Below are 18,774 nucleotides of genomic sequence, written 5' to 3'. Positions count from 1 at the left end.
GGCTCAATCTCCTTTCGCGGCGACCGGGATCGCCTGCACGAATCGGATCGTGTCGGCAAACAGTTGCCCTGCGACGCTCGCGAACCGGTCCGGCTGCTCGCCTGCGAGCATGGGGGCGTCGGCCCACTGCGTCCGGTCGCCGAACTGATAGGGCAGGTCGAGCGTGTGGCCGCTGAGAAAACCCGGCAGCGCGCTCTCGGTGTCGAATTGGGTGACGGTGACCGTCCGGCCGGCCGCTTCTGCAGCACCGGCGAACGCCAGCGGGAAGCGCTCGAAATGCTGCCAGGTGGTCTGGGCAATCAATGCGCGGTAAGGCTCCGGCGACTCCGGAATCCCGGGCGCCCGGTCCTCGGCCGGGAGGCCCGCCCACAGTTCCTTCCACTGGGCCGTGGTGATGTCTCGTTCGGGCGCGCCGAAGAAGAACGCGGCCGTCTCCCCCGCCGTCGTCCGGACCCAGATCCGGTTGGCGTGCGAACGGTTCGCCGCGGGCTCCGCTGCATACAGATCCGCAGGGAGGACAGGGCTGACTGCCGGAAGATAGGCAGATCCCGGGGTGCCGAACGGGAACCGCTGGCTGCGCAGTGCGGCAGCACCCGCTGTGAGGAGGTCGTCGATTGGAGCCCCACGCAGGTCGCCCCCACCGACTCCTTCGGCGGCCCGGGCGCTCATCAAGCGCAGGGTCTCCACCGGCCACGGTCGCCTGGTGGCCATGCTCCACAGCGCGACGCCGTCGAACAGCCCGGCCGCTTCCGGGAGGAGGTTGAGCACATGGCAATACCATCCCCCGGCGGATTGACCGGCGAGCGTGACACGGTCGGGGTCACCCCCGAAGGCGCCGATGTTGCGCTGCACCCAGCGCAGGGCGTGGAGGATGTCGCCGATCGCGAGCGGTGTCGGATCGCTGTCGGCATCCGGCGTCAGGTGTGCCAGGGCGCCGATCCGATAGTTCAGAGTCACCACGACCATGCCGGCCGCGGCGAGGGTCTCCCCCGAATACCACCGTGCGCTGCCCGCCCCCGTGGACCATGCGCCGCCGTGCAGGAACACGAGCACAGGCAGCTGCGCCGCGCCCCGCGGAGCCCACACGTTGAGGAAATAGGCATCCTCGGCGCGCGGGTTGTCCGCGAGCCCGCCGCCCATCGCCGCGTCCAGGCGACCCGGCAGCTGCGGAAAGGCCGGCACGTCGGTCAATCGGTCGACGCCCAGTTCGCCCTCGGCCGCCTCGGCCGGCGCGAAGCGTTCGACATGCCGGGCGAATCGCAGGCCGAGGCGGGCCTCGACCGGCGGGTTCGCGTCGGGGGTCGTCATGTCAGAGCTTGGTGGCGATGTATTCGGTGCCGAGCAGACCACAGCCGTGCACCTCATAGTTCACCGGCGCGGTGATCGTCGCGTGGCGCGTGCCGGTGTTGACGTCACGCCAGAGCTTGCCGAGCGGGCTCCGCTCGGCGAACGCGGCGGTGCCGTGCAGCCACATCAGGTCGTTCATCGCGTCGGTGATCGAGTGGACGGCGTGCCCCAGACCACCGCGATAACGGGCCCGCAGCTCGCGCGGCATGGGCACCGCGCCCCGCGCGTACTGATCAATGGCATCAGCCGATCGCTCGAGCAGCAGCACCGCGCCGTCGATCTTGGCGCTGGCCGCCCCGATGCCATGACGGAAGGCGCCGGACTCGGCCTGGGTGGCATAGGTCGTGAAGGTCACACCGCGACTCGGCGCCTTGGAGCGCACGAAGTCCAGCGCCGCCTGCGTCGCGCCGACCGAGGGGGCCGCGATCGTGGTCGCCATCGACAGATGGGGGGTCTGGTGGCGAGCAAAACCCTCATTCGGGTCCGCTTCGAACTCCGGGCCGAGCATCCGCTCGAAGGGGATCAACTGGTCCTCGGGAATCCAGACATCATCGACCACGATGGTGTTGGAGCCGGTGCCCCGCATGCCAAGGACATACCACGTGTCCTCGACCGAATATTGCTCCCGGGACAGCAGCGCGAAGCCGACGCCGGTCGAGGTCCCGTCGGCTTCCTCGGTGTTGATGATGTTGACGGTCCACTCCGAGTGCATCACATTGGAGCCGAACGGCCACTTGCCCGAGATGCGCCACCCGTCGCCCTCGCGGACGGCTTTGCCGGAGGGGCTGGCGAAGACCGAGGCCATGCCCATCGACGGCGCGGCGTCCCCCCACACCCGGTCGAGAACCGCATCGGAGAAACGGTTGGCCAGCATGACCGAGCCATTGGTGATGACCGTGACCCAGCCGGCTGACGGGCAGTAGTAGCCGAGGGTCCGCGCGACCTCGAACAGCATCCGGGCGCCGCCCTCGAAACCGCCGTACCGCTGCATCGTGGAAATCTGCCAGGCGCCGGTTTCCTTGATGGCCTCGATCGCATGATCGGCCATCACGCGCTTCTCGTCGGCGATGACGGACTGCTCGCGGAGCATCGGGCCGATCTCGTGGATCTTGTCGATGATCTTGGCCGTGATGTCGTTGGCGGGATCGATCCACGTGGTGCTGGGAGTGTTGGCCAGGTCGACGCTGACGGTCATGGTGGTGGTCCTTTCGGGCGGGTTGGCGCAGGTGGCTCAGTCGGGGATGGCGGCGGTGACCTCGGCGAGGTCCATGTATTCGCGGCAGGTCGTGATCAGTCCGTCTTCGACGCGCATGATGCAGGCGATGTCGAGGGCGAACTCGTGTCCGGTGACGGAGGTGGCGCTCTGACTGAACTCGGAGAGCACCTGATCCCCGTCGGCGAAGACGTTGGTCACTTCCATCGTGCGGGTCCCCGGGACGAAGGCGGCCCCGAGCATGGCGATGAGCTCGCCGAAGAAGCCGTCCGGGCCCCGGAAGGTGCGGGCACACGAATGGGTGCGGCCCATCACGCGCCAGTCGAGGTCGGGCGCCAGCAGCGCCTCGGCAGCCGGGCGGTCACCGACGATCTGAGCGGCCCAGAAGTCACGGACCACCTCGGCCGGGTCGGCGTGGGGGGCGGTCATCGAACCGGCTCCGTGCCGTTCGGGATGTCGGTGGGGAGCGTGCCGGGCGGGGCCATGAGCGTGACTCCATGCTTCTTGGCCGCGGCGTGCAGCCGTGCCTCGCGCTCCGGGGTCATCGTGAAGTCCAGGTCGGCGCCCGGGTGGGTCGCCGGCTCGCTGGCCTCGCGGACGAACCCCTCGAACTTGGCCGGACTGGTGAGCACGAAATATTCGGTCTCGATGCCCGCCTCGGAGCGGAACGTGTGGGGCAGGTCCTTGGGGAGGACGATGCAGTCGCCGGGCCCCAGCGTCACCTCTTGGTCGGCGGCCCAGAAGATCATCCGGCCCTTGGTGATGATCATGATCTCGTCTTCGCCCTCGTGCTCGTGCAACGGCGGCTGGGCTCCCGGGATCGCCACGTGGTGATAGAGCATGATCCGGCCATCGGTCATCTCGTCGGTGAGCATGAACTCCACCCGGCCGCCCAGGAACCAGACCGCCTCGCGCTCGTCGGCGCGCGTGTAGCGCAGTCGGTCCTTCGGATTGATCTTGTCGGTCATCACTGCCCTCTCGACATCGTCGTCGGCCGGGGTTCGGGGCCCCGCGACCAGTGGCCAAGACGCTAAACGGACCCACCGACGATGTCTGCAGCGCAGCGTGAAGTCCGCGGGATTCGGCTGGAACACCGCAGGAATCGGACATCTGCTGCGACGAATCGGTTGTCGCGAGGAGAGCTGCCGACCTAGCATCGAAGGTGAGAGACCGTTGGGGGTTTGCAGTGGCGCACAACGAGGAGACCGCCGATTATCTCGCCCTGCGCTCACGTCCGCTGTTCACCGGCGACGACCCCCGCGCCCTGCACAAGGCAATCAGCGACGTCACGGCGAACAAGCATCGGATGCTCATGGACCCCGCGGCCGGGCTGCGCGGTGAGGTCCACGGTCTGCTGCTCGGCCGGATCGGGCTGGTGTCGATCCGCTATTCGACCCCGTTGACCGTCAATTCGCGCGCCACCGGTCGGCGGGTGCTGGCCGTGATCCCCCGAGCACCCATGGAGGTCGCCTCAGGTGGTCGACGGTGGGTCAGCGACCAGCCGTTCGTGATGGGCACCCACCACGGCACCGAGCTGTTGCCGGCCCCCGGCAAGGGCGCCTTGGTCGCTGCCGTCGACGCTGCCGAGTTGGAGCGTTCGATCGAAGTGGCGACGGGACGGCGGCTGCGGGGCCCTCTCCGCCTGACAGCAGAGCAGGGACCGATGTTGCTCGCAGCCCCCAGCATGGTGCGGTCGGCCTATTGGGAGGCCTGTCGCGGCATCGAGCTGTCGGGCTCCGCTGAGTTCGGCCGGCCAATGGCGGACTCACCGCTGCCAGGGCTGCTGGAGCAGCATTTGCTGTCCGCGATCGCCATCGGGGTCTCGCCGTTCTTGGTCGATGCCCTGGCCGATGGTGATGCCGCGGGTCCCGGCTATCTGGCCGCGGCCAAGGAGTTCGTCGACCAGCACCTGGCGACGGACCTGACCGTGGGGCGCATCGCCCGCGCCTGCGGCATCAGCGAGCGACAGCTGCACAGCGCCTTCCGGGACCACTTGGCGATCACACCGGCGCAGTTCATCCGCGAGCGTCGGCTCCGGGCGGCCCACCGGCTGCTCACAGATCCCGCCTTCGCGATGACCGGCACCGTGGGCCAGGCGGCCGCTCGCGTCGGTGTCCAACATCTCGGGCGCTTCGCGGGGATGTACGCCGAGCGCTATGACCAGCCACCCTCGGAGACGCTTGCGCAGACCCGCCGCAGCGGCCATGCCCGTTTGTTGGGTGACCTCAGCGCGTGACGACCGTCCCGAGCAGGGCACGTGCGACCCGACAGTCTCGCCTGACGGGGTGGCGCACGCGGCATCAGTAGGGTGTGCCCATGACTTCGCAGCACGATGACGCGGCCCGGCAGCAGGCCTGGGGCTGGGGATTGGTCTCCACCCATGACAACGGACAGGTCCTGGACACCTGGTTCCCGGCTCCGGCGCTGGGGGCTCCGGACGGAGCTCACGAACCCGCCGAGCTCGGCGCCGCCACCGGCCGTGACGACGCCCGGGGCGTGACCACCTCGGTCCGACTCGTCGAGATCGACCTGACCGCGCCACCGGCCGACGTGTCCGACGCCTATCTCCGGCTGCATCTGCTGAGCCACCGGCTGGTGCTGCCCAACACGATCAACCTCGACGGCCTGTTCGGCGTGCTCACCAACGTGGTCTGGACCTCCGCCGGTCCTTGCGCCATCGAGGGTTTCGAGGCGACCCGCCTGCGCCTGCGGACCCGGCAGGGCCAGGTGACCGTGTTCGGCATCGACAAATTCCCGCGCATGGTCGACTACGTGATCCCGTCGGGCGTGCGCATCGGCGACGCCGACCGCATCCGGCTCGGCGCCCACCTCGCGTCCGGCACGACCGTCATGCACGAGGGTTTCGTGAACTTCAACGCGGGCACGACCGGCACCTCGATGGTCGAGGGGCGAATCTCCCAGGGTGTGGTGGTCGGCAACGGTTCCGACATCGGCGGCGGCGCCTCCACGATGGGCACGCTGTCCGGTGGTGGCACGGAACGGGTGGCCATCGGCGAGCGCTGCCTCGTCGGCGCCAACGCCGGCATCGGCATCGCGCTCGGTGACGACTGCGTCGTCGAGGCAGGCCTCTATGTGACCGCCGGGACGAAGGTCAAGGTCAACGACGAGGTCGTCCGCGCCGCCGAGCTGTCCGGCCAGTCCGGGCTGCTGTTCCGGCGCAACTCCCTGACCGGCGAGGTCGAGGTCCGCGGTCGAGAGGGCCGCACCGTCGAGCTCAACGACGCACTGCACTCCCACTGAGATCCGCAAAGCCCCGCGGGGCGGGCCGTCGCGCCCTCGGCGTGGTCGCCGGGGCGGTGGTCCTGCTGCTCACCGTCGGTGTGATCGGGGTGGCCTGGCTGCGTGAGCAGCGGCAGATTCCGCCGCTGCCGTTCGAAGAACGCTGTGTCGCCACCGCACCCGGCGGGGAGGTCGTGCTCACCCTCGACCAGGCGCACTGGGTAGCGATTGTGGTCGGCGTGGGGGTCGAGCGCGACATCGGCGAGCACGGCGCGACCATCGCGATGGCCACCGTCTATCAGGAGACCGGGATCCGGAACCTCGACTACGGGGACCGTGACTCGGTCGGTCTGTTCCAGCAGCGCCCCTCCCAGGACTGGGGCACGCCGCAGCAGATCATGGATCCGTGGTATTCGAGTGCCCAGTTCTATGACGCTCTTGTCGAGGTGCCGGATTGGGAAAACGGCGATGTCAACGACATGGCCCAAGCCGTTCAGCGCAGCGGCCATCCGGAGGCCTATCGGAAACACGAGTCGAAGGCTCGGGTCCTCGCCCAGGTGTTCACGGGCGCGGTCCCGGCAGGTCTGTCGTGCTTCGACGAGCGGACGCGCCGAGGTGACGTGGAGACGTTCCGAGGCGACGTGCACCGCACGTTCGGCCGGCTGCCGTTGGAGATCGACGGTGCCACACTTCGCGTGCGGGCCACGTCGGCGGAGCATGCCCGAGCAGTTGCCGCCTATGCGGTGGCCAATGCCGGCCGGCTGGGCATCACCGGCGTGCAGAACGGTGGACAGTCCTGGCGCCCCGATCACCGCACGCTCCCGCGATGGACAGCCGGATCCGACACCCCCGAGGACAGCGTGGTGGTGACCTTCCGCTGACCTTCCGGTGCGGCTCAGGTCACGGCGTTCAGACGCTCGACCCCGGCGCGCACCCGCTCATCGGTCGCGGTCATCGCGATGCGGACGAATTCCCCGGAGGCCGGGCCATAGAAGTCGCCAGGAGCGACGAGAATGCCCAGCTCGGCGAGGAATGCAACGGAGTCCCGTCCCGATTCCCCACGCGTCGCCCACAGATACAGCCCCGCCTCGGAGTGGTGGATCGTGAAGCCCACCCGTTCCAGTGCCGGACGCAGGAGAGCCCTGCGGGCCGCATATCGCTCGCGCTGCACCTCCACGTGCTCCTGGTCGGCGAGCAGCGCCGTCATCACGTCCTGCATCGGCCCCGGCATCATGAATCCGGAGTGCTTGCGCACCTCGAGCAACTCGGCCAGGAGCGCCGGGTCGCCTGCGACGAAACCTGCGCGATAGCCGGCCAGATTCGATCGCTTGGACAGGGAGTGGGCGATGAGCAGGTTGTCGTGGGACCCGCCACAGATGTCGGGGTGCAGGATGGACTGCGGATCTGCCTCCCAACCGAATTCCAGATAGCACTCGTCGGCCGCCAGGATCGCGTCGTGGGCGCGCGCCCACTCGACCCACCCGCGCAGCAATTCGGGTGCCGCGACGGCCCCGGTCGGGTTGCTCGGCGAGTTGATCCACGCCATGGTCGCGGGCGGTGCCTGCGTGGGGTCGTCGCAGACGACCACCCGGCAGCGCGCGAGCTCACCGCCGACGGCATACGTCGGATAAGCGACCTCGGGGATCACGAGGGTGTCATCGGGACCGAGGCCCAGTTGATGCGGCAGGTCCGCGACGATCTCCTTGGTGCCGATCGCCGGCACCGCGACGACCGGCCGATCACCGGCCGCGGTCACCCCCGGATCCGCGACGCCGAGGCGCCCGGTGAGATAAGCGGCGATCGCGTCCTGCAGAGCCGGCGTACCCAATGTCGTGGGATAACCCGGCCACTCGGTGGCCGTCGCCAACGCACTCCGGCCGACCTCGGGAACGGGATCGACCGGAGTCCCGACGGACAGGTCCACCATCCCGCCCGGGTGCTCACCGGCGCGCTGCTTGGCGCCGGCGAGCGTGTCCCAGGGAAAGTCCGGAAGGGCGGAGGTGTGCGGCTTTCTCACGCCTCGTCGTGCTCCTGCGGCGGGAGCTCGGCGACGAGCGGATGATCGAACTCGATGGGTCCGTTCTCCTCGGTGTGCTTCTGCGCGCCACCGGGGCTGCCCAGCTTGTCGAAGAACTGCACGTTGACGTCGTAGTAGCTGGCCCACTCCTCGGGGACGTCGTCCTCGTAATAGATGGCCTCCACCGGGCAGACGGGCTCGCACGCACCGCAGTCGACGCACTCGTCGGGATGGATGTAAAGCATCCGAGCGCCCTCATAGATGCAGTCCACGGGGCACTCGTCGACGCAGGCGCGGTCCTTCAGGTCCACGCACGGCTGCGCGATGATATAGGTCACGGTCACTCCCTGAATGATTGGTGCGTCGGAGCCCGGGCAACTGTGTCCCGACGACGCAACCCTCAGACTAATGTCCTGTGACACCCGGAAGAAAAGGGCCCCGGCTGATGAGAACCGATCCGTTACAGAACCTCGACGGACTGCGGGTCGGGGTGCGGGTCTCGCTCCGTGTCGACACCGCCGACGGTGCAGCGGACCGGCTCGGTCTGGTCGTCGCGCTCGATGAGGACGACATCACTGTGGAGGACCGGGCCGGCCGGGTGCACGTGGTGGGGCGGGCGGACGTACGCCTCGCCAAGCTGGTCCCCACCGTCGCCAGGGGGCGCAACCCACGGCACGCGGCACCGGAGGTCCTGCGGGCGATGGCGGCGGACCCGAGGCTGGCGACACCTCCGGAGGCCGACTGCTGGGTGGCGCGGCTGTCCGACCTCGTCGATCATCTCGATGACAGTGGCGTCACGCCACTGCCCGGGACGACAGACACCCGGACCGGTGCCGCGCGAGCCGAGTCACGCGGCTTGGTCAACGGAGAATGGGCGGCGTTCCACCTGGTCGAGGCCGACTCGCTGGAGCCCTTGGCCGCGTGGGCGGCGCGCCGCAACGCACGCAACGCCGTGCTGACCAGTCCCCTGCCCGACCATGTGCTCGAGGCAGTGGGTCTGGCACGCTTGGGGTCATGAACCGGCTCAGCCGGTGCACCGGATCTCGTCGGTGGCGTTGTATTTCCACGACTTGTCCTCACGCTTCACGACCTGCCCGTTCACCTTGAAGAGCCGGTAGTAGCTCGCTGTGAAACCAGGAGAGGCCGACTGCGGGTTGCAGTCCGCGCTGTTGTCGGTGATCGTGCGGCCGTTATAGAAGCTGCTCTTTCGAGGTTCGGGCGACTCGATGTCCCACTTCTTGGTGCCCCAGATCTTCACGGTGATCGACCCTCGGCCACCCGGTGCCGACTTGTTGGTGTAGCTCTGGATATAGATCGCGTTGTCCGTCGTGTTCCGGAACTTCACATCGATGGACCCGGAATAGATCGTGGACTCGCGCCCCGCCGGATAACGGTCGAAATACATCGTGTGGGGCTGGTGCTGCACATCCTCGAGCCCTGCGAACCAGCCGGCGTTGAACACGGTGGTCGCGGACTGGGAGATGCCACCGGCGTTCTCGCGCTTGAGCCTGGCACCGGACACAACCCAGCCGTCGACATAGCCGGCGGCACTCGTGCGCGGGCCGAGAGTCCGGTCGAGAGAGAACACCTCGCCGACGGGGACCGTGGTGCCGTTGATCTTGGTCGCGGCCAGCGTGAGGTTGGTGTTGCGATAGGCAGCGTGGGGATAGTAGGTCGTGAACTCGCCGATGACCTGCTTCGGCTTCTGTGCCTCCGCCATCTCGGTCGTGAACTTGGCCTTGCTCTGAACGAGCTCTGCGGTCACGGCGCGCTCCGGCAGGAGAAGGGCGGGCATCACGACCTTCTCGAAGTTCTCCTTGGTCAGCTCTGCCCCATCGACCGAAGGGATCACCGACGGGCTGCCGCCCTCGAAGGAATAGCGGGCGTTGCGCGCCTGCTTCAGGTCGAGCTTCTTGATGGCCGGCTGGGCATTGTCGAAGAGCTTGGCCGGATCGGCCTTGCCGACCACCTTGCCCTCCTCCACGACGAACGCGGACGCGTTGCCGATCATCGCCGGGGTGATCTCGAAGACACCCTGACCGGTGTCCACCTTGATCGGGCCCTGCAGCGCAGGCTTCGCATAGTCCTCGACGGCCTGATCGATCTTGGCGTCCGTGATGATCGGATCGATGCGGCGCACCTCACCCGTCACTGCGGTGGTGTCGGGGAAGGCCCGCCGCAGGGCTGCGACGAGGTCCTCCTGCTGCAGTTCGACGGCCTGTTCACCGGGGGTGCGCTTGATCTCGGCGTCCTCGAATTCGGCGGTCGCATCGACGGCCACCTTGTTGGTCTCGCTGGCGATCGCGCCAACGGCCTCGGTCAGCTTGTTGTCGTCCACCTGCACGACCGGATCGATCGGCCCGCCGCCCGTCAACACCCGCCAGATGTGAGCGGGCGCGAGGCTCTTGCCGACCCCGCCCGCCTGGACCGTGGCGGGGATGTCGACGGTCAACCCGGAGTCCGTCGGCCGCAACTCGTGGGTGGCGTCCTCGATCGTGACCGTGATGGGTTCGGCGACGCGCGGAGCGTACTCCGCACCAAGCTTCGCCTCGGCCTCTGCCGTGCTGAGCCCGCCGATCTCGACCCCGGCCACCGACGCGTTGCGCGGCAGGCGGTCGCCGGCGAGCACATAGCCCGCGGCATACGCACCACCCAGGAGGACCACGAGCAGCAGACCCACCAGCAGGACGACTCTCCCGGCGCGCCCACGGCGCTCGGTCGGCTGGGCCTCACTCTCCGGCTCGATGGTCGCCGGACGCTCCGTGAGGGATTCCGCGCGCGTGGCATCGGCGGCCGCAGGCTGGGCCGGCTCGGGAGCCGCAGGCTGGGCGGGCTGGGGAACTGTCGGCTCGTCGCTCAAGGCTGGCACCCTCGATGAAGATTGAATGGACGCAGAAACTCCTGAGATAGTACGTGAGATCAGCCACCGGCACCTGTCGTCAGGTCGTGCAGCGGAACGCTTCAGAGGTGCGTGCGCAGATCCAGGAAGCCACCCCGGAAATAGGTCAGCGGGGTGGCCATCTCCTCGCCCCGGACCTCGGCCCCCAGGACAGCCCCCAACACGATCGTGTGATCGCCTGCGGGCATCGCTTCGACGGTCCGGCACTCGAGCCAGGCCAGCGCCCCCTCGACCAGCGGCGCCCCGGTGTGCGTCGAGATGCGATAGGGCACTGTCTCGAACTGCCGGTCGCGATCGCGGGCCGAGTTGGCGAAGTGTCGGGCGATCTCACCCTGTCCTGTTGCCAGCACCGACACGGCCCAGGTCTCGACCGCGAGGAAGTTCTCGTGGAAGCGCCCTTTCTGGGAGGCCGACACCATCACCAGCGGCGGGTCCAGTGAGATCGATGTGAACGAGTTGCAGGTCATCGCATAGTGCACGCCGGCGCGGGTGCAACTGATGATCGTCACCCCGGTGGCGAAGTTCGCCATGGCCCGCCGCAGCCCCTGAGCCGCGGCATCGCGCTCGACCAGGTCATCCCTCAGGTCGTCCGATCCCATCACGCACCACCTGCACCCGTCATGTCCGCCGGACCGCCAGGAGATCGAGCGTGCCCGAGGGTGTCAGGCGCACGCCCGTGATCCGATTGGAATAGCCATAGGGCGTCGAGGCGAACCAGAGCGGCACCGAGGGCGGGTCATCCTGCAGCAGCAGTTCGGCCTCTCTGTACGCCGCATTGGCGCTGGTCTGACTCGTCGCTTCGAGCGCGGCTTCGAGCCGGGCATCGAAGGCCGCGTTGGCGTAACCGACGAGGTTGAGCCGCGAGTCGCTGCGGAACTGGCGCAGGGACGCCTCCGCGGACGGATAGATCGCCGTCCAGCCCTGCCGCACGGCGCCGGTCAGTTCCTTCTTCTGTGCGGCCTGGAGGACCGCCTCCTGGCTGGGCAGCAGGTTGACTTGGCAATCGAGATCAAGCGCGTTCTTCAACTGATTGCACAGCGCGTCCGCCCACTGCTTGTGGCCGCCGTCCGCGTTCACGGTGACGACGAATTCACCCGCATATCCCCCGCCCTCACGGAACAGCGTCCGTGCCCGGCTGAGGTCATAGGTGCAGAGCTCGCCGCAGGCGTCAGCCCGATAGCCCGGCACCGCGGGCGAGACCCAGCTGGTCGCCCGAACCCGCGTACCCGCGAAGACCTGGCGGGCCAGCGCCTCCCGGTCGATCGCCATCGAGATCGCCTGGCGCACGCGCGGATCGGCAAGCAACGGGTCGGTGGCGACGAAGTTGAGCTCCTGCAGCGTTTGGGTGTCGCGGAAGCCGGACCGGCCGCCCAGATCCTCCTGCCAGACGTCGTCGACCAACACGTCGGTCGGGATGACGTCGGTGAAGTCCAGGTTGTTGGCGACGACGTCGTTGTAGGCCCGGAAGACGTCGAGATCGCGCGCGGGGTCGTCGTACTTCTTCAACCGCACCGTCGCGACCTTCGGCGCCGGATCGCCCGTGTAGCCGTCGAAGGCCGCGAGGGTGATCTCGGTGTTGGTGTTCGTGTCCACCCGGAACGGCCCGGTCCCGACCGGCAGCCGGCCGAAGGCGTCCTTCCCCTCGTCCTCGGCGAAGAACGCGTCGGGCAGCGGGCTGAAGACCGGATGCCCGAGTCGGGCCTGGAGGTCCACGATCGGACGGACGGTGGTGATCGTGAACGTGTAGTCATCGACGACCGACAGGCCGGACAGTCGCGTCGGCCGATCGTCCTTCGAACAGGGCCCAGTGACCGGACAGTTCATCTCGGACCCGCCCTCGATGAGGGTGAACCAGGTCTGGGCGGGCATGTTGTTGGGACCGTACGCCGCCCAATTCCACGCGGACACGAAGTTGCGGGCGCGCACCTCGGTGCCGTCATGGAAGTGCCGGTCGCGAGCGAGGCGCACCGTGAAGTGCTGTGAGTCCTGCGTCTCGATCGCGGTGGCGAGGTCCAGCACCGGCTGCCCGTCTGCGGGATTGGGTCGCACGAGCCGGCCGTTGATGGCGTCCACCACCTCGAGCCCGCACGGGCCCAACGTCGCCGCGGGCAGCAAGGGCCGCTCGGGCGTGCAGCCCCGGATCAGGATCTCACCCTGCGGCGCTGCGGGCTGGGGAACGAGCGGGGGCACCGGCGGGACGTCGGTCTTGGTGCACCCGCCCAGCAGCAGAGCCAGCACGGCCATCCCTGCGAGCACACGCCTCATCCGCTCCCCCTTCGGTCGGCGGCCATCCTATGCGTTGCGGGCGACCCGACGACCTGCGGTGCGTCAGCCGAGCACCTGGCGCGGCTCCGCGAAATGGCAGGCGGACGTGTGCTCGCTGACCCCGTCCGGACGCTCGACGAGCAGCGGCTCCTCCGTCTTGCAGATGTCCTGAGCCTTCCAGCAGCGTGTGTGGAAGCGGCAACCCTTCGGCGGGTTGGCGGGGCTCGGAACGTCACCCGTGAGGACGATCTGGTCGCGCTTGTCGCGCAGCGTCGGGTCAGGCACGGGGACGGCCGAGAGCAGCGCCTGCGTGTACGGGTGCGTCGGGTGCGAATAGATCTGGTCCTCGTCGCCGAGTTCGACGAGCTTGCCGAGATACATCACCCCCACCCGGTCGGAGATGTGGCGGACGACGGACAGGTCGTGCGCGATGAAGACGTACGCGAGGCCCAGCTCGTTCTGCAGTTCCTCGAGCAGGTTCACCACCTGCGCCTGCACCGACACATCGAGCGCGGACACCGGTTCGTCGCAGATCAGCACCTTCGGGTTCAGAGCGATCCCGCGGGCGATGCCGATGCGCTGACGCTGGCCGCCGGAGAACTGGTGCGGATAGCGATTGATGTGTTCGGGGTTCAACCCGACGAGGTCGAGGAGTTCCTGCACCCGCTTGCGGCGGCCGGCCTTCGGCACGGCATCGGGATGGATGTCGAACGGTTCGCCAATGATGTCGCCGACGGTCATGCGGGGGTTCAGCGAGGTGTACGGGTCCTGGAAGACGATCTGAATGTCCCGACGGAGCTTGCGCATGGCGTTGCCCCGCTGGGAGTACATGTCCACACCGTTGAAGGTCGTCCGCCCGGAGGTCGGGTCCTCCAGCCGCATGAGGAGGCGGCCCAGCGTGGACTTGCCGCAGCCGGACTCCCCCACGATGCCGAGGGTCTCGCCCTTGAAGAGCTCGAACGACACGCCGTCCACGGCCTTCACGTGACCGACCGTGCGGCGCAGGACGCCCTTCTTGATCGGATAGTGCTTGACGAGGTCCTCCGCCTTGAGGATGACCTCCCTGTTGCGTACGCCGGTCCCGGCGGCACTCGAGCCGGTCGCTCGGGAGTCGGTCGGCGGGGTCTCAGAGCTCATCGTTCAACACCTCTTTCGCGAAGTGACACGCGCTCGTGCGCCCACCGAGATCGAGCAGCGGCGGGGGCGGATCCTGGCGGCAGATGTCCTGGGCGTACTTGCAGCGGGGATGGAAGGCGCAGCCCTTGGGGATCCGCGTCAGGTTCGGCGGCAGGCCTCCGATCGCCGAGAGCGTCTGGCCCTTCTGGTCCAGGCGGGGGATCGAGTCGAGCAAGCCCTCGGTGTAGGGGTGGGCCGGGTTGGCGTACAGATTGAACACGTCGGCGCCTTCGACGAGGCGGCCTGCGTACATCACTGCGATCCGGTCCGCGACATCGGCGACGACACCCAAGTCATGCGTGATGAGGATGAGCCCCATCTTGCGCTCCTCCTGCAGATCGGCGAGGAGCTCCATGATCTGAGCCTGCACGGTGACATCGAGCGCGGTGGTCGGTTCGTCAGCGATCAGGACGGCCGGGTCGAGCGCGATCGCCATCGCGATCATGATGCGCTGGCGCATGCCGCCGGAGAACTGGTGCGGGTAAGCCTTCACTCGTTCCCGGGCCGCCGGGATCTTCACGCGCTCCATGAGGCGCACAGCCTCGTCGAGCGCGTCGGACTTGCTCAGCCCGCGGTGCACCCGGAACATCTCCGCGATCTGCCAGCCGACGGGGAACACCGGATTGAGCGCGGACAGGGCGTCCTGGAAGATCATCGCGATCTCAGCGCCACGGGTCTTCTCACGCAGCTTGCGGGGCATCTTCAGCAGATCGTCACCGCAGTATTTGACCTTGCCGCCGGTCACGAATCCCGGCGGGGTGTCGAGAATGCCGAGGATGGCCTGGGCGGTGACGGACTTGCCGGAGCCGGACTCGCCGAGGATCGCCAGAGTCTCGCCCTCATCGAGGGTGAAGGACACCCCGTTGATGGCTTTCGCGACTCCGTCCCGCGTGCGGAACTCGACGTGCAGGTCCTCCACGTCGAGCAGCCGTCCGTTCGTCGGGGTCCAGCGACGCTCGTGCTCGTGACGGCTGCCAGGCTTCCCGTTGCTCAGTTCTTCCACTTGGGTCACGTCGGCTCCTCAGCGGGACTTGGGGTCGAAGGCGTCGCGGACGGCATCACCGAGCATGATGAAGGCCAGCACGGTCACGGACAGGAACAGGCTGGGGAACAGCAGCATGTGGGGAGCGGCCCGGAGCATGCCGAGGGCAGAAGCGTCCGAGATCATGACACCCCAGGACACGGTCGGCGGCTGGAGGCCGATGCCCAGGAAGGACAGGGTCGCCTCGACGGCGATGAAGACGCCGAGGTCGATCGTCCCGACGACGATCACGGGCGCGAACGCGTTGGGCAGCACGTGCCCGCTGATGATCCGGCCGGGGCTGGCGCCGAGCGCCCGCGCCGCCTGGACATAGTCCTGTGGCTTCACCTGCAGCACCGACGCTCGCATGATGCGGGCGATGCGGGGCCAGCCGAGGATGCCCAGAGCGATGACGACCTTGCCCACGACCAGCAGATAAGGCGTCGTGTAGTCCGACGGGAAGGTGTAGAGGATCAGGATGCCGCCCAGCAGCAGCGGGATGGCGAAGAAGATGTCGCCGATGCGGGACAGGATGGCGTCGACGACCTTGCCATAGAACCCGGCGAAGATGCCGACAATCCCGCCGATCAGCAGCACGGCCACGGTGGCGAGAGTGCCGACGAGGATCGATGCGCGGGCGCCATAGATCGTGCGGGAATAGACGTCGAAGCCCTGGCCGTCGCGACCGAACCACGCGGTCGGGCCAGGCGCCTCGCGGATCCTGGACTGATCGGCGACGTAGGGGTCGGGACTCGGCGACCAGAACGTGAACAGCTGCGGCGCGATCGCCATCGTCACCATGATCACGATGAGGACCGAGGAGATCCAGAAGATCGGCTGCCGGCGCAGTTTCTCCCAGGCGTCCGAACCGAGCGAGCGGGCCTTCTCCGACGTCGGCTCGCCGCCGGTGGGGACGGTGCCCTCGGGGGCGACGTCGGACACAGAGCGTTCAGTCATGGGAGATCCTCGGGTCGAGCACGCCGTAGAGGAGGTCGACGAGCAGGCTCATGAACAGATAGACCAGCACCAGGAGCGTGACGGTGGCGACGATCGCCCCACCGTCCTTGGTGTTGATGGAATGCCAGATATAACCGCCGATGCCCTGGACGTTGAAGATGCGCTCCGTCACGATCGCGCCACCCATCAGCGCGCCGAGATCGAAGCCGATAAAGGTGACGACCGGAATCATCGAGTTGCGCAGGGTGTGCAGGCCGACCGTGCGGCGCCAGGTCAGGCCCTTGGCCTTGGCGGTGCGGACATAGTCGGCGCCCAGGTTCTCGACCAGCGAGTTCCGGGTGAGCCTGGCTATGTAGGCCATGGAGAGAGTGCCCAACACTATGCCGGGCAATATGAGCTGCTCCCAGGTGCCGGCTGTTGCCGTTGGTGGGAACCAGGCGAGGCGTACGCCGAAGACCAGCTGGGCGACCGAGCCGAGCACGAAGCTCGGAATCGAGATGATGGCCAGGGTGCTGATGAAGACCAGGCTGTCGAGGAAGCCGCCCTTCCGCAGACCCGCGAGCACGCCGGCGGCGATGCCGATCACGGCTTCGACGACCAACGCGATGAGCGCGAGCTTCAGCGTGATGGGCCAGCGGGTCAGGAGCTCGTCGCCGATCGACACTCCGTTGAAGCTGGTCCCCAGATCACCGCTGAAGATCTTGCCCATATAGAGGAAGTACTGCACCAGGAGAGGCTTGTCGAGGTTGTATTCCTCGTTGAACCGGGCGACGTAGGCGTCCGGACACGGTCGCTCGCCGCAGCGACCGACCGTGGGATCCCCGAGGGAATAGACCATGGCATAGATCAGGAACGTCGTCCCCAACAACACCGGGATCATCTGCAACAGCCGGCGGGCGATATAGGTCGCCATTCAGATTCCTCTCCCCCGGGTCAGGCTGACCGGCCCGCCCCACACGGGACGGGCCGGTCATGCGTGAACCAATCAGACGTCAGTTCTTGGCCTTGATCGCGCTGAAGTCCAGCACGCCGAAGGCATTGATCTTGACGTCGGTGACGTTGTCGGACCAGCCCACCGTAGTGGTCGGGTACCAGAGCGGCGTCGTCGGGAGGTCCTGGCCGAGCATCTGCTCCGCCTCCTGATAGAGCTTGTTCGCTTCGTCCTCGCTGTCCGCGGCGGCAGCCTCGGCGAGCTTGGCGTTGAAGTCGGGGTTGTCATACTTCGACCAGTTCGAGTCCGCGCCGGTGGCGTAGATCGGACCGAGGAAGTTCTCGATGGACGGGTAGTCCATCTGCCAACCGGTGCGGAACATACCCTTCAGCTCGCCCGCGTCGATCTGCTTGTTGAACGTGGCGAAGTCCGGGGTCAGCTGGACGATGCACTCGGCGCCGACCGCGTTCTTGATCGAGTTGCAGACGGCCTCGGCCCACTCGCGGTGCGCGCCGTCGCCGTTCACGGTCAGGGTCAGGGGACCGTCGTAGCCGCCGGACTCCTCATAGAGGGCCTTGGCCTTCTCTGCGTCGAAGGTGCAGTATTCACCGCAGGCGGAGTCGGTGGCGCCGTCGACGACCGACGGAGCCCAGCCCTTGGCCGGGATGACCGAGCCGTGCATGATGTCCTTCGCGATCAGATCGCGGTTGATGGCCATCGACAGGGCCTGGCGCAACTGCAGGTTCTCCTTGAGCTGCTCGTCGTTCGGGGAGAACACGATGCCCGCGAAGCGCCCCGAGGCCCGGTTGAGGTTGCGGTCGGTCAGGTCGGACTTGTAGGCCTCGCCGATCATCTGATCGGACGGGATCTCATTGGTGTAGTCGAGGTTGTTCGCGACGACGTCGGTATAGGCCGCTGCGGGCTCGGTGTAGACGCGGAACGTGAGCTTGTCGACGTTGGCCGCGTACTCACCCGAATAGTCCGCGAACTTCGTGAGGACGGTGTTCTGGGTGTCCTTGGACTCGATCTGGAACGGGCCCGCGCCGATCGGCTTGTCCTCGAACGCCTTCGGGTCCGCGAAGAACGAGTCGGGCATGGGCGCGAACGCCGAATAGCCCAGGCGCACCGGCAGGTTGGAGACCTTCTCGGTGGTCTTGATGGTGAAGGTGTAGTCGTCCACGACAGCCAGGCCGCTCATGGTCTCACCGGTCGCACCCTCGGCGGAGATCTCCTCCGCGCCCTCGATGGCCGACATGAAGTAGGAGCCCGCCTGGCCGTTCTTGGCGGCCGCGGTGTAGTTCCAGGCGTCAACGAAGTTCTTCGCCTTGACCTCGGTGCCGTCGTGGAACTTGTAGCCCTGCTTGAGCTTCACGGTGAAGTTCTGGTTGTCGTCGGACTCGATCGACTCGGCGATGTCCATCTCCGGGTCGGCGGTCTCGGTGTTGTAGTGGACCAGCTTGGCCGTGAACGCATCGACGATGTCGCCACCACAGGTCTCACTGGTGTTGCCCGGAACCAAGGGGTTCTCCGGGGTGCAGCCCTTGATGACGACTTCGCCGCCGCCACTTTCGCCGGCCTGACCACCGGCCTGGTTGCCCTGGGTGCCGCCACCCCCACCACACGCGCTCAGTGCCAACATTGCAATGCCGGCAGTGGCGGTGGCAATCATCAAGCGAGAGCGTCCTCGCATCGGTCCTCCTCGACGGAT

18 protein-coding genes are annotated in these 18,774 nt (G+C 67.6%); 4 read left to right on the top strand and 14 right to left on the bottom strand.

Annotated elements, in window-relative coordinates; genetic code table 11:
• Window positions 1-3: 3 nt before the first annotated feature.
• Genes ACQ260_RS08745 through ACQ260_RS08730 form a run of 4 tightly spaced genes read right to left on the bottom strand, consistent with a single transcriptional unit; the run spans window position 4 to window position 3,528 of the window.
• Entirely contained in the window at window positions 4-1,308 is a 1,305-nt protein-coding gene (locus ACQ260_RS08745; protein WP_432559046.1) for a carboxylesterase family protein, read from the bottom strand.
• A gap of 1 nt (window position 1,309) precedes the next feature.
• A complete protein-coding gene (locus ACQ260_RS08740) occupies window positions 1,310-2,542 on the bottom strand; it encodes an acyl-CoA dehydrogenase family protein (RefSeq protein WP_432559045.1) in 1,233 nt (410 codons plus the stop codon).
• A 36-nt stretch (window positions 2,543-2,578) separates the two neighbouring features.
• On the bottom strand, window positions 2,579-2,989 hold the full coding sequence (locus ACQ260_RS08735; RefSeq protein WP_432559044.1) for a nuclear transport factor 2 family protein: 411 nt from the start codon (window positions 2,987-2,989) through the stop codon (window positions 2,579-2,581).
• Window positions 2,986-3,528 carry a cupin domain-containing protein gene (locus tag ACQ260_RS08730; protein ID WP_432559043.1) on the bottom strand — a complete coding sequence of 181 codons (543 nt, stop codon included), beginning with the start codon at window positions 3,526-3,528 and terminating at the stop codon, window positions 2,986-2,988. Before ACQ260_RS08730 ends, ACQ260_RS08735 begins: the two co-directional genes overlap by 4 nt.
• A gap of 218 nt (window positions 3,529-3,746) precedes the next feature.
• Here ACQ260_RS08730 and ACQ260_RS08725 point away from each other — a divergent pair, with 218 nt between their 5' ends.
• The 3 genes from ACQ260_RS08725 to ACQ260_RS08715 all read left to right on the top strand — a co-directional run bounded on the left by ACQ260_RS08725 (window position 3,747) and on the right by ACQ260_RS08715 (window position 6,681).
• Window positions 3,747-4,796 carry a helix-turn-helix transcriptional regulator gene (locus ACQ260_RS08725; protein ID WP_432559042.1) on the top strand — a complete coding sequence of 350 codons (1,050 nt, stop codon included), beginning with the start codon at window positions 3,747-3,749 and terminating at the stop codon, window positions 4,794-4,796.
• An 80-nt stretch (window positions 4,797-4,876) separates the two neighbouring features.
• Complete coding sequence (dapD, locus tag ACQ260_RS08720) at window positions 4,877-5,821, top strand: 2,3,4,5-tetrahydropyridine-2,6-dicarboxylate N-succinyltransferase (protein ID WP_432559041.1); 945 nt, start codon at window positions 4,877-4,879, stop codon at window positions 5,819-5,821.
• 41 nt (window positions 5,822-5,862) lie between these two features.
• Window positions 5,863-6,681, top strand: a complete 819-nt coding sequence (locus ACQ260_RS08715) for a hypothetical protein (RefSeq protein ID WP_432559040.1) — start codon at window positions 5,863-5,865, stop codon at window positions 6,679-6,681.
• A gap of 14 nt (window positions 6,682-6,695) precedes the next feature.
• Here the strand turns inward: ACQ260_RS08715 and dapC are convergent, their stop codons facing one another.
• Together dapC and fdxA are read right to left on the bottom strand one after the other, a co-directional pair.
• Window positions 6,696-7,817: a succinyldiaminopimelate transaminase gene (gene dapC, locus ACQ260_RS08710; protein ID WP_432559039.1), complete on the bottom strand. Its 1,122-nt coding sequence runs from the start codon at window positions 7,815-7,817 to the stop codon at window positions 6,696-6,698.
• Complete coding sequence (fdxA, locus tag ACQ260_RS08705; protein ID WP_432559038.1) at window positions 7,814-8,155, bottom strand: ferredoxin; 342 nt, start codon at window positions 8,153-8,155, stop codon at window positions 7,814-7,816. The genes dapC and fdxA overlap by 4 nt, the downstream gene beginning before the upstream one ends.
• A gap of 107 nt (window positions 8,156-8,262) precedes the next feature.
• Between fdxA and ACQ260_RS08700 the strand changes: the two genes are divergently transcribed.
• Window positions 8,263-8,835, top strand: coding sequence for a hypothetical protein (locus ACQ260_RS08700; RefSeq protein ID WP_432559037.1), 573 nt, complete (start codon window positions 8,263-8,265; stop codon window positions 8,833-8,835).
• Window positions 8,836-8,841: 6 nt separating this feature from the next.
• Here ACQ260_RS08700 and ACQ260_RS08695 read toward each other — a convergent pair whose 3' ends face one another.
• The 8 genes from ACQ260_RS08695 to ACQ260_RS08660 all read right to left on the bottom strand — a co-directional run bounded on the left by ACQ260_RS08695 (window position 8,842) and on the right by ACQ260_RS08660 (window position 18,756).
• Window positions 8,842-10,677 carry a VanW family protein gene (locus tag ACQ260_RS08695; RefSeq protein WP_432559036.1) on the bottom strand — a complete coding sequence of 612 codons (1,836 nt, stop codon included), beginning with the start codon at window positions 10,675-10,677 and terminating at the stop codon, window positions 8,842-8,844.
• A 101-nt stretch (window positions 10,678-10,778) separates the two neighbouring features.
• Window positions 10,779-11,315, bottom strand: coding sequence for a flavin reductase family protein (locus tag ACQ260_RS08690; RefSeq protein ID WP_432559035.1), 537 nt, complete (start codon window positions 11,313-11,315; stop codon window positions 10,779-10,781).
• A gap of 19 nt (window positions 11,316-11,334) precedes the next feature.
• A complete protein-coding gene (locus tag ACQ260_RS08685) occupies window positions 11,335-12,981 on the bottom strand; it encodes a peptide ABC transporter substrate-binding protein (RefSeq protein ID WP_432559034.1) in 1,647 nt (548 codons plus the stop codon).
• Window positions 12,982-13,044: 63 nt separating this feature from the next.
• On the bottom strand, window positions 13,045-14,118 hold the full coding sequence (locus ACQ260_RS08680; RefSeq protein ID WP_432559033.1) for an ABC transporter ATP-binding protein: 1,074 nt from the start codon (window positions 14,116-14,118) through the stop codon (window positions 13,045-13,047).
• Window positions 14,108-15,160 (bottom strand): ABC transporter ATP-binding protein, encoded by a 1,053-nt coding sequence (locus ACQ260_RS08675; protein WP_432559282.1) that lies wholly within the window; start codon window positions 15,158-15,160, stop codon window positions 14,108-14,110. Before ACQ260_RS08675 ends, ACQ260_RS08680 begins: the two co-directional genes overlap by 11 nt.
• A gap of 18 nt (window positions 15,161-15,178) precedes the next feature.
• Window positions 15,179-16,135, bottom strand: coding sequence for an ABC transporter permease (locus tag ACQ260_RS08670; protein WP_432559032.1), 957 nt, complete (start codon window positions 16,133-16,135; stop codon window positions 15,179-15,181).
• Complete coding sequence (locus tag ACQ260_RS08665) at window positions 16,128-17,048, bottom strand: ABC transporter permease (RefSeq protein ID WP_432559031.1); 921 nt, start codon at window positions 17,046-17,048, stop codon at window positions 16,128-16,130. The genes ACQ260_RS08670 and ACQ260_RS08665 overlap by 8 nt, the downstream gene beginning before the upstream one ends.
• Before the next feature lie 79 nt (window positions 17,049-17,127).
• Window positions 17,128-18,756, bottom strand: coding sequence for a peptide ABC transporter substrate-binding protein (locus tag ACQ260_RS08660; protein WP_432559030.1), 1,629 nt, complete (start codon window positions 18,754-18,756; stop codon window positions 17,128-17,130).
• Between the last annotated feature and the right edge of the window lie 18 nt (window positions 18,757-18,774).

Origin of the sequence: Ammonicoccus luteus (genome assembly GCF_050880385.1) — a bacterium.
Classification (GTDB): Bacteria; Actinomycetota; Actinomycetes; order Propionibacteriales; family Propionibacteriaceae; genus Enemella.
This window is presented reverse-complemented; position numbering and strand designations above follow the sequence as displayed.

What these genes read in the sequence shown, in the direction of transcription:
- ACQ260_RS08660 (WP_432559030.1), bottom strand. Translation starts at nt 18,756, where the DNA reads ATGCGAGGACGCTCTCGCTTGATGATTGCCACCGCCACTGCCGGCATT.
- ACQ260_RS08680 (WP_432559033.1), bottom strand. Translation starts at nt 14,118, where the DNA reads ATGAGCTCTGAGACCCCGCCGACCGACTCCCGAGCGACCGGCTCGAGT.
- ACQ260_RS08700 (WP_432559037.1), top strand. Translation starts at nt 8,263, where the DNA reads ATGAGAACCGATCCGTTACAGAACCTCGACGGACTGCGGGTCGGGGTG.
- ACQ260_RS08735 (WP_432559044.1), bottom strand. Translation starts at nt 2,989, where the DNA reads ATGACCGCCCCCCACGCCGACCCGGCCGAGGTGGTCCGTGACTTCTGG.
- ACQ260_RS08690 (WP_432559035.1), bottom strand. Translation starts at nt 11,315, where the DNA reads ATGGGATCGGACGACCTGAGGGATGACCTGGTCGAGCGCGATGCCGCG.
- ACQ260_RS08730 (WP_432559043.1), bottom strand. Translation starts at nt 3,528, where the DNA reads ATGACCGACAAGATCAATCCGAAGGACCGACTGCGCTACACGCGCGCC.
- ACQ260_RS08740 (WP_432559045.1), bottom strand. Translation starts at nt 2,542, where the DNA reads ATGACCGTCAGCGTCGACCTGGCCAACACTCCCAGCACCACGTGGATC.
- ACQ260_RS08665 (WP_432559031.1), bottom strand. Translation starts at nt 17,048, where the DNA reads ATGGCGACCTATATCGCCCGCCGGCTGTTGCAGATGATCCCGGTGTTG.
- ACQ260_RS08685 (WP_432559034.1), bottom strand. Translation starts at nt 12,981, where the DNA reads ATGAGGCGTGTGCTCGCAGGGATGGCCGTGCTGGCTCTGCTGCTGGGC.
- ACQ260_RS08670 (WP_432559032.1), bottom strand. Translation starts at nt 16,135, where the DNA reads ATGACTGAACGCTCTGTGTCCGACGTCGCCCCCGAGGGCACCGTCCCC.
- ACQ260_RS08745 (WP_432559046.1), bottom strand. Translation starts at nt 1,308, where the DNA reads ATGACGACCCCCGACGCGAACCCGCCGGTCGAGGCCCGCCTCGGCCTG.
- dapD (WP_432559041.1), top strand. Translation starts at nt 4,877, where the DNA reads ATGACTTCGCAGCACGATGACGCGGCCCGGCAGCAGGCCTGGGGCTGG.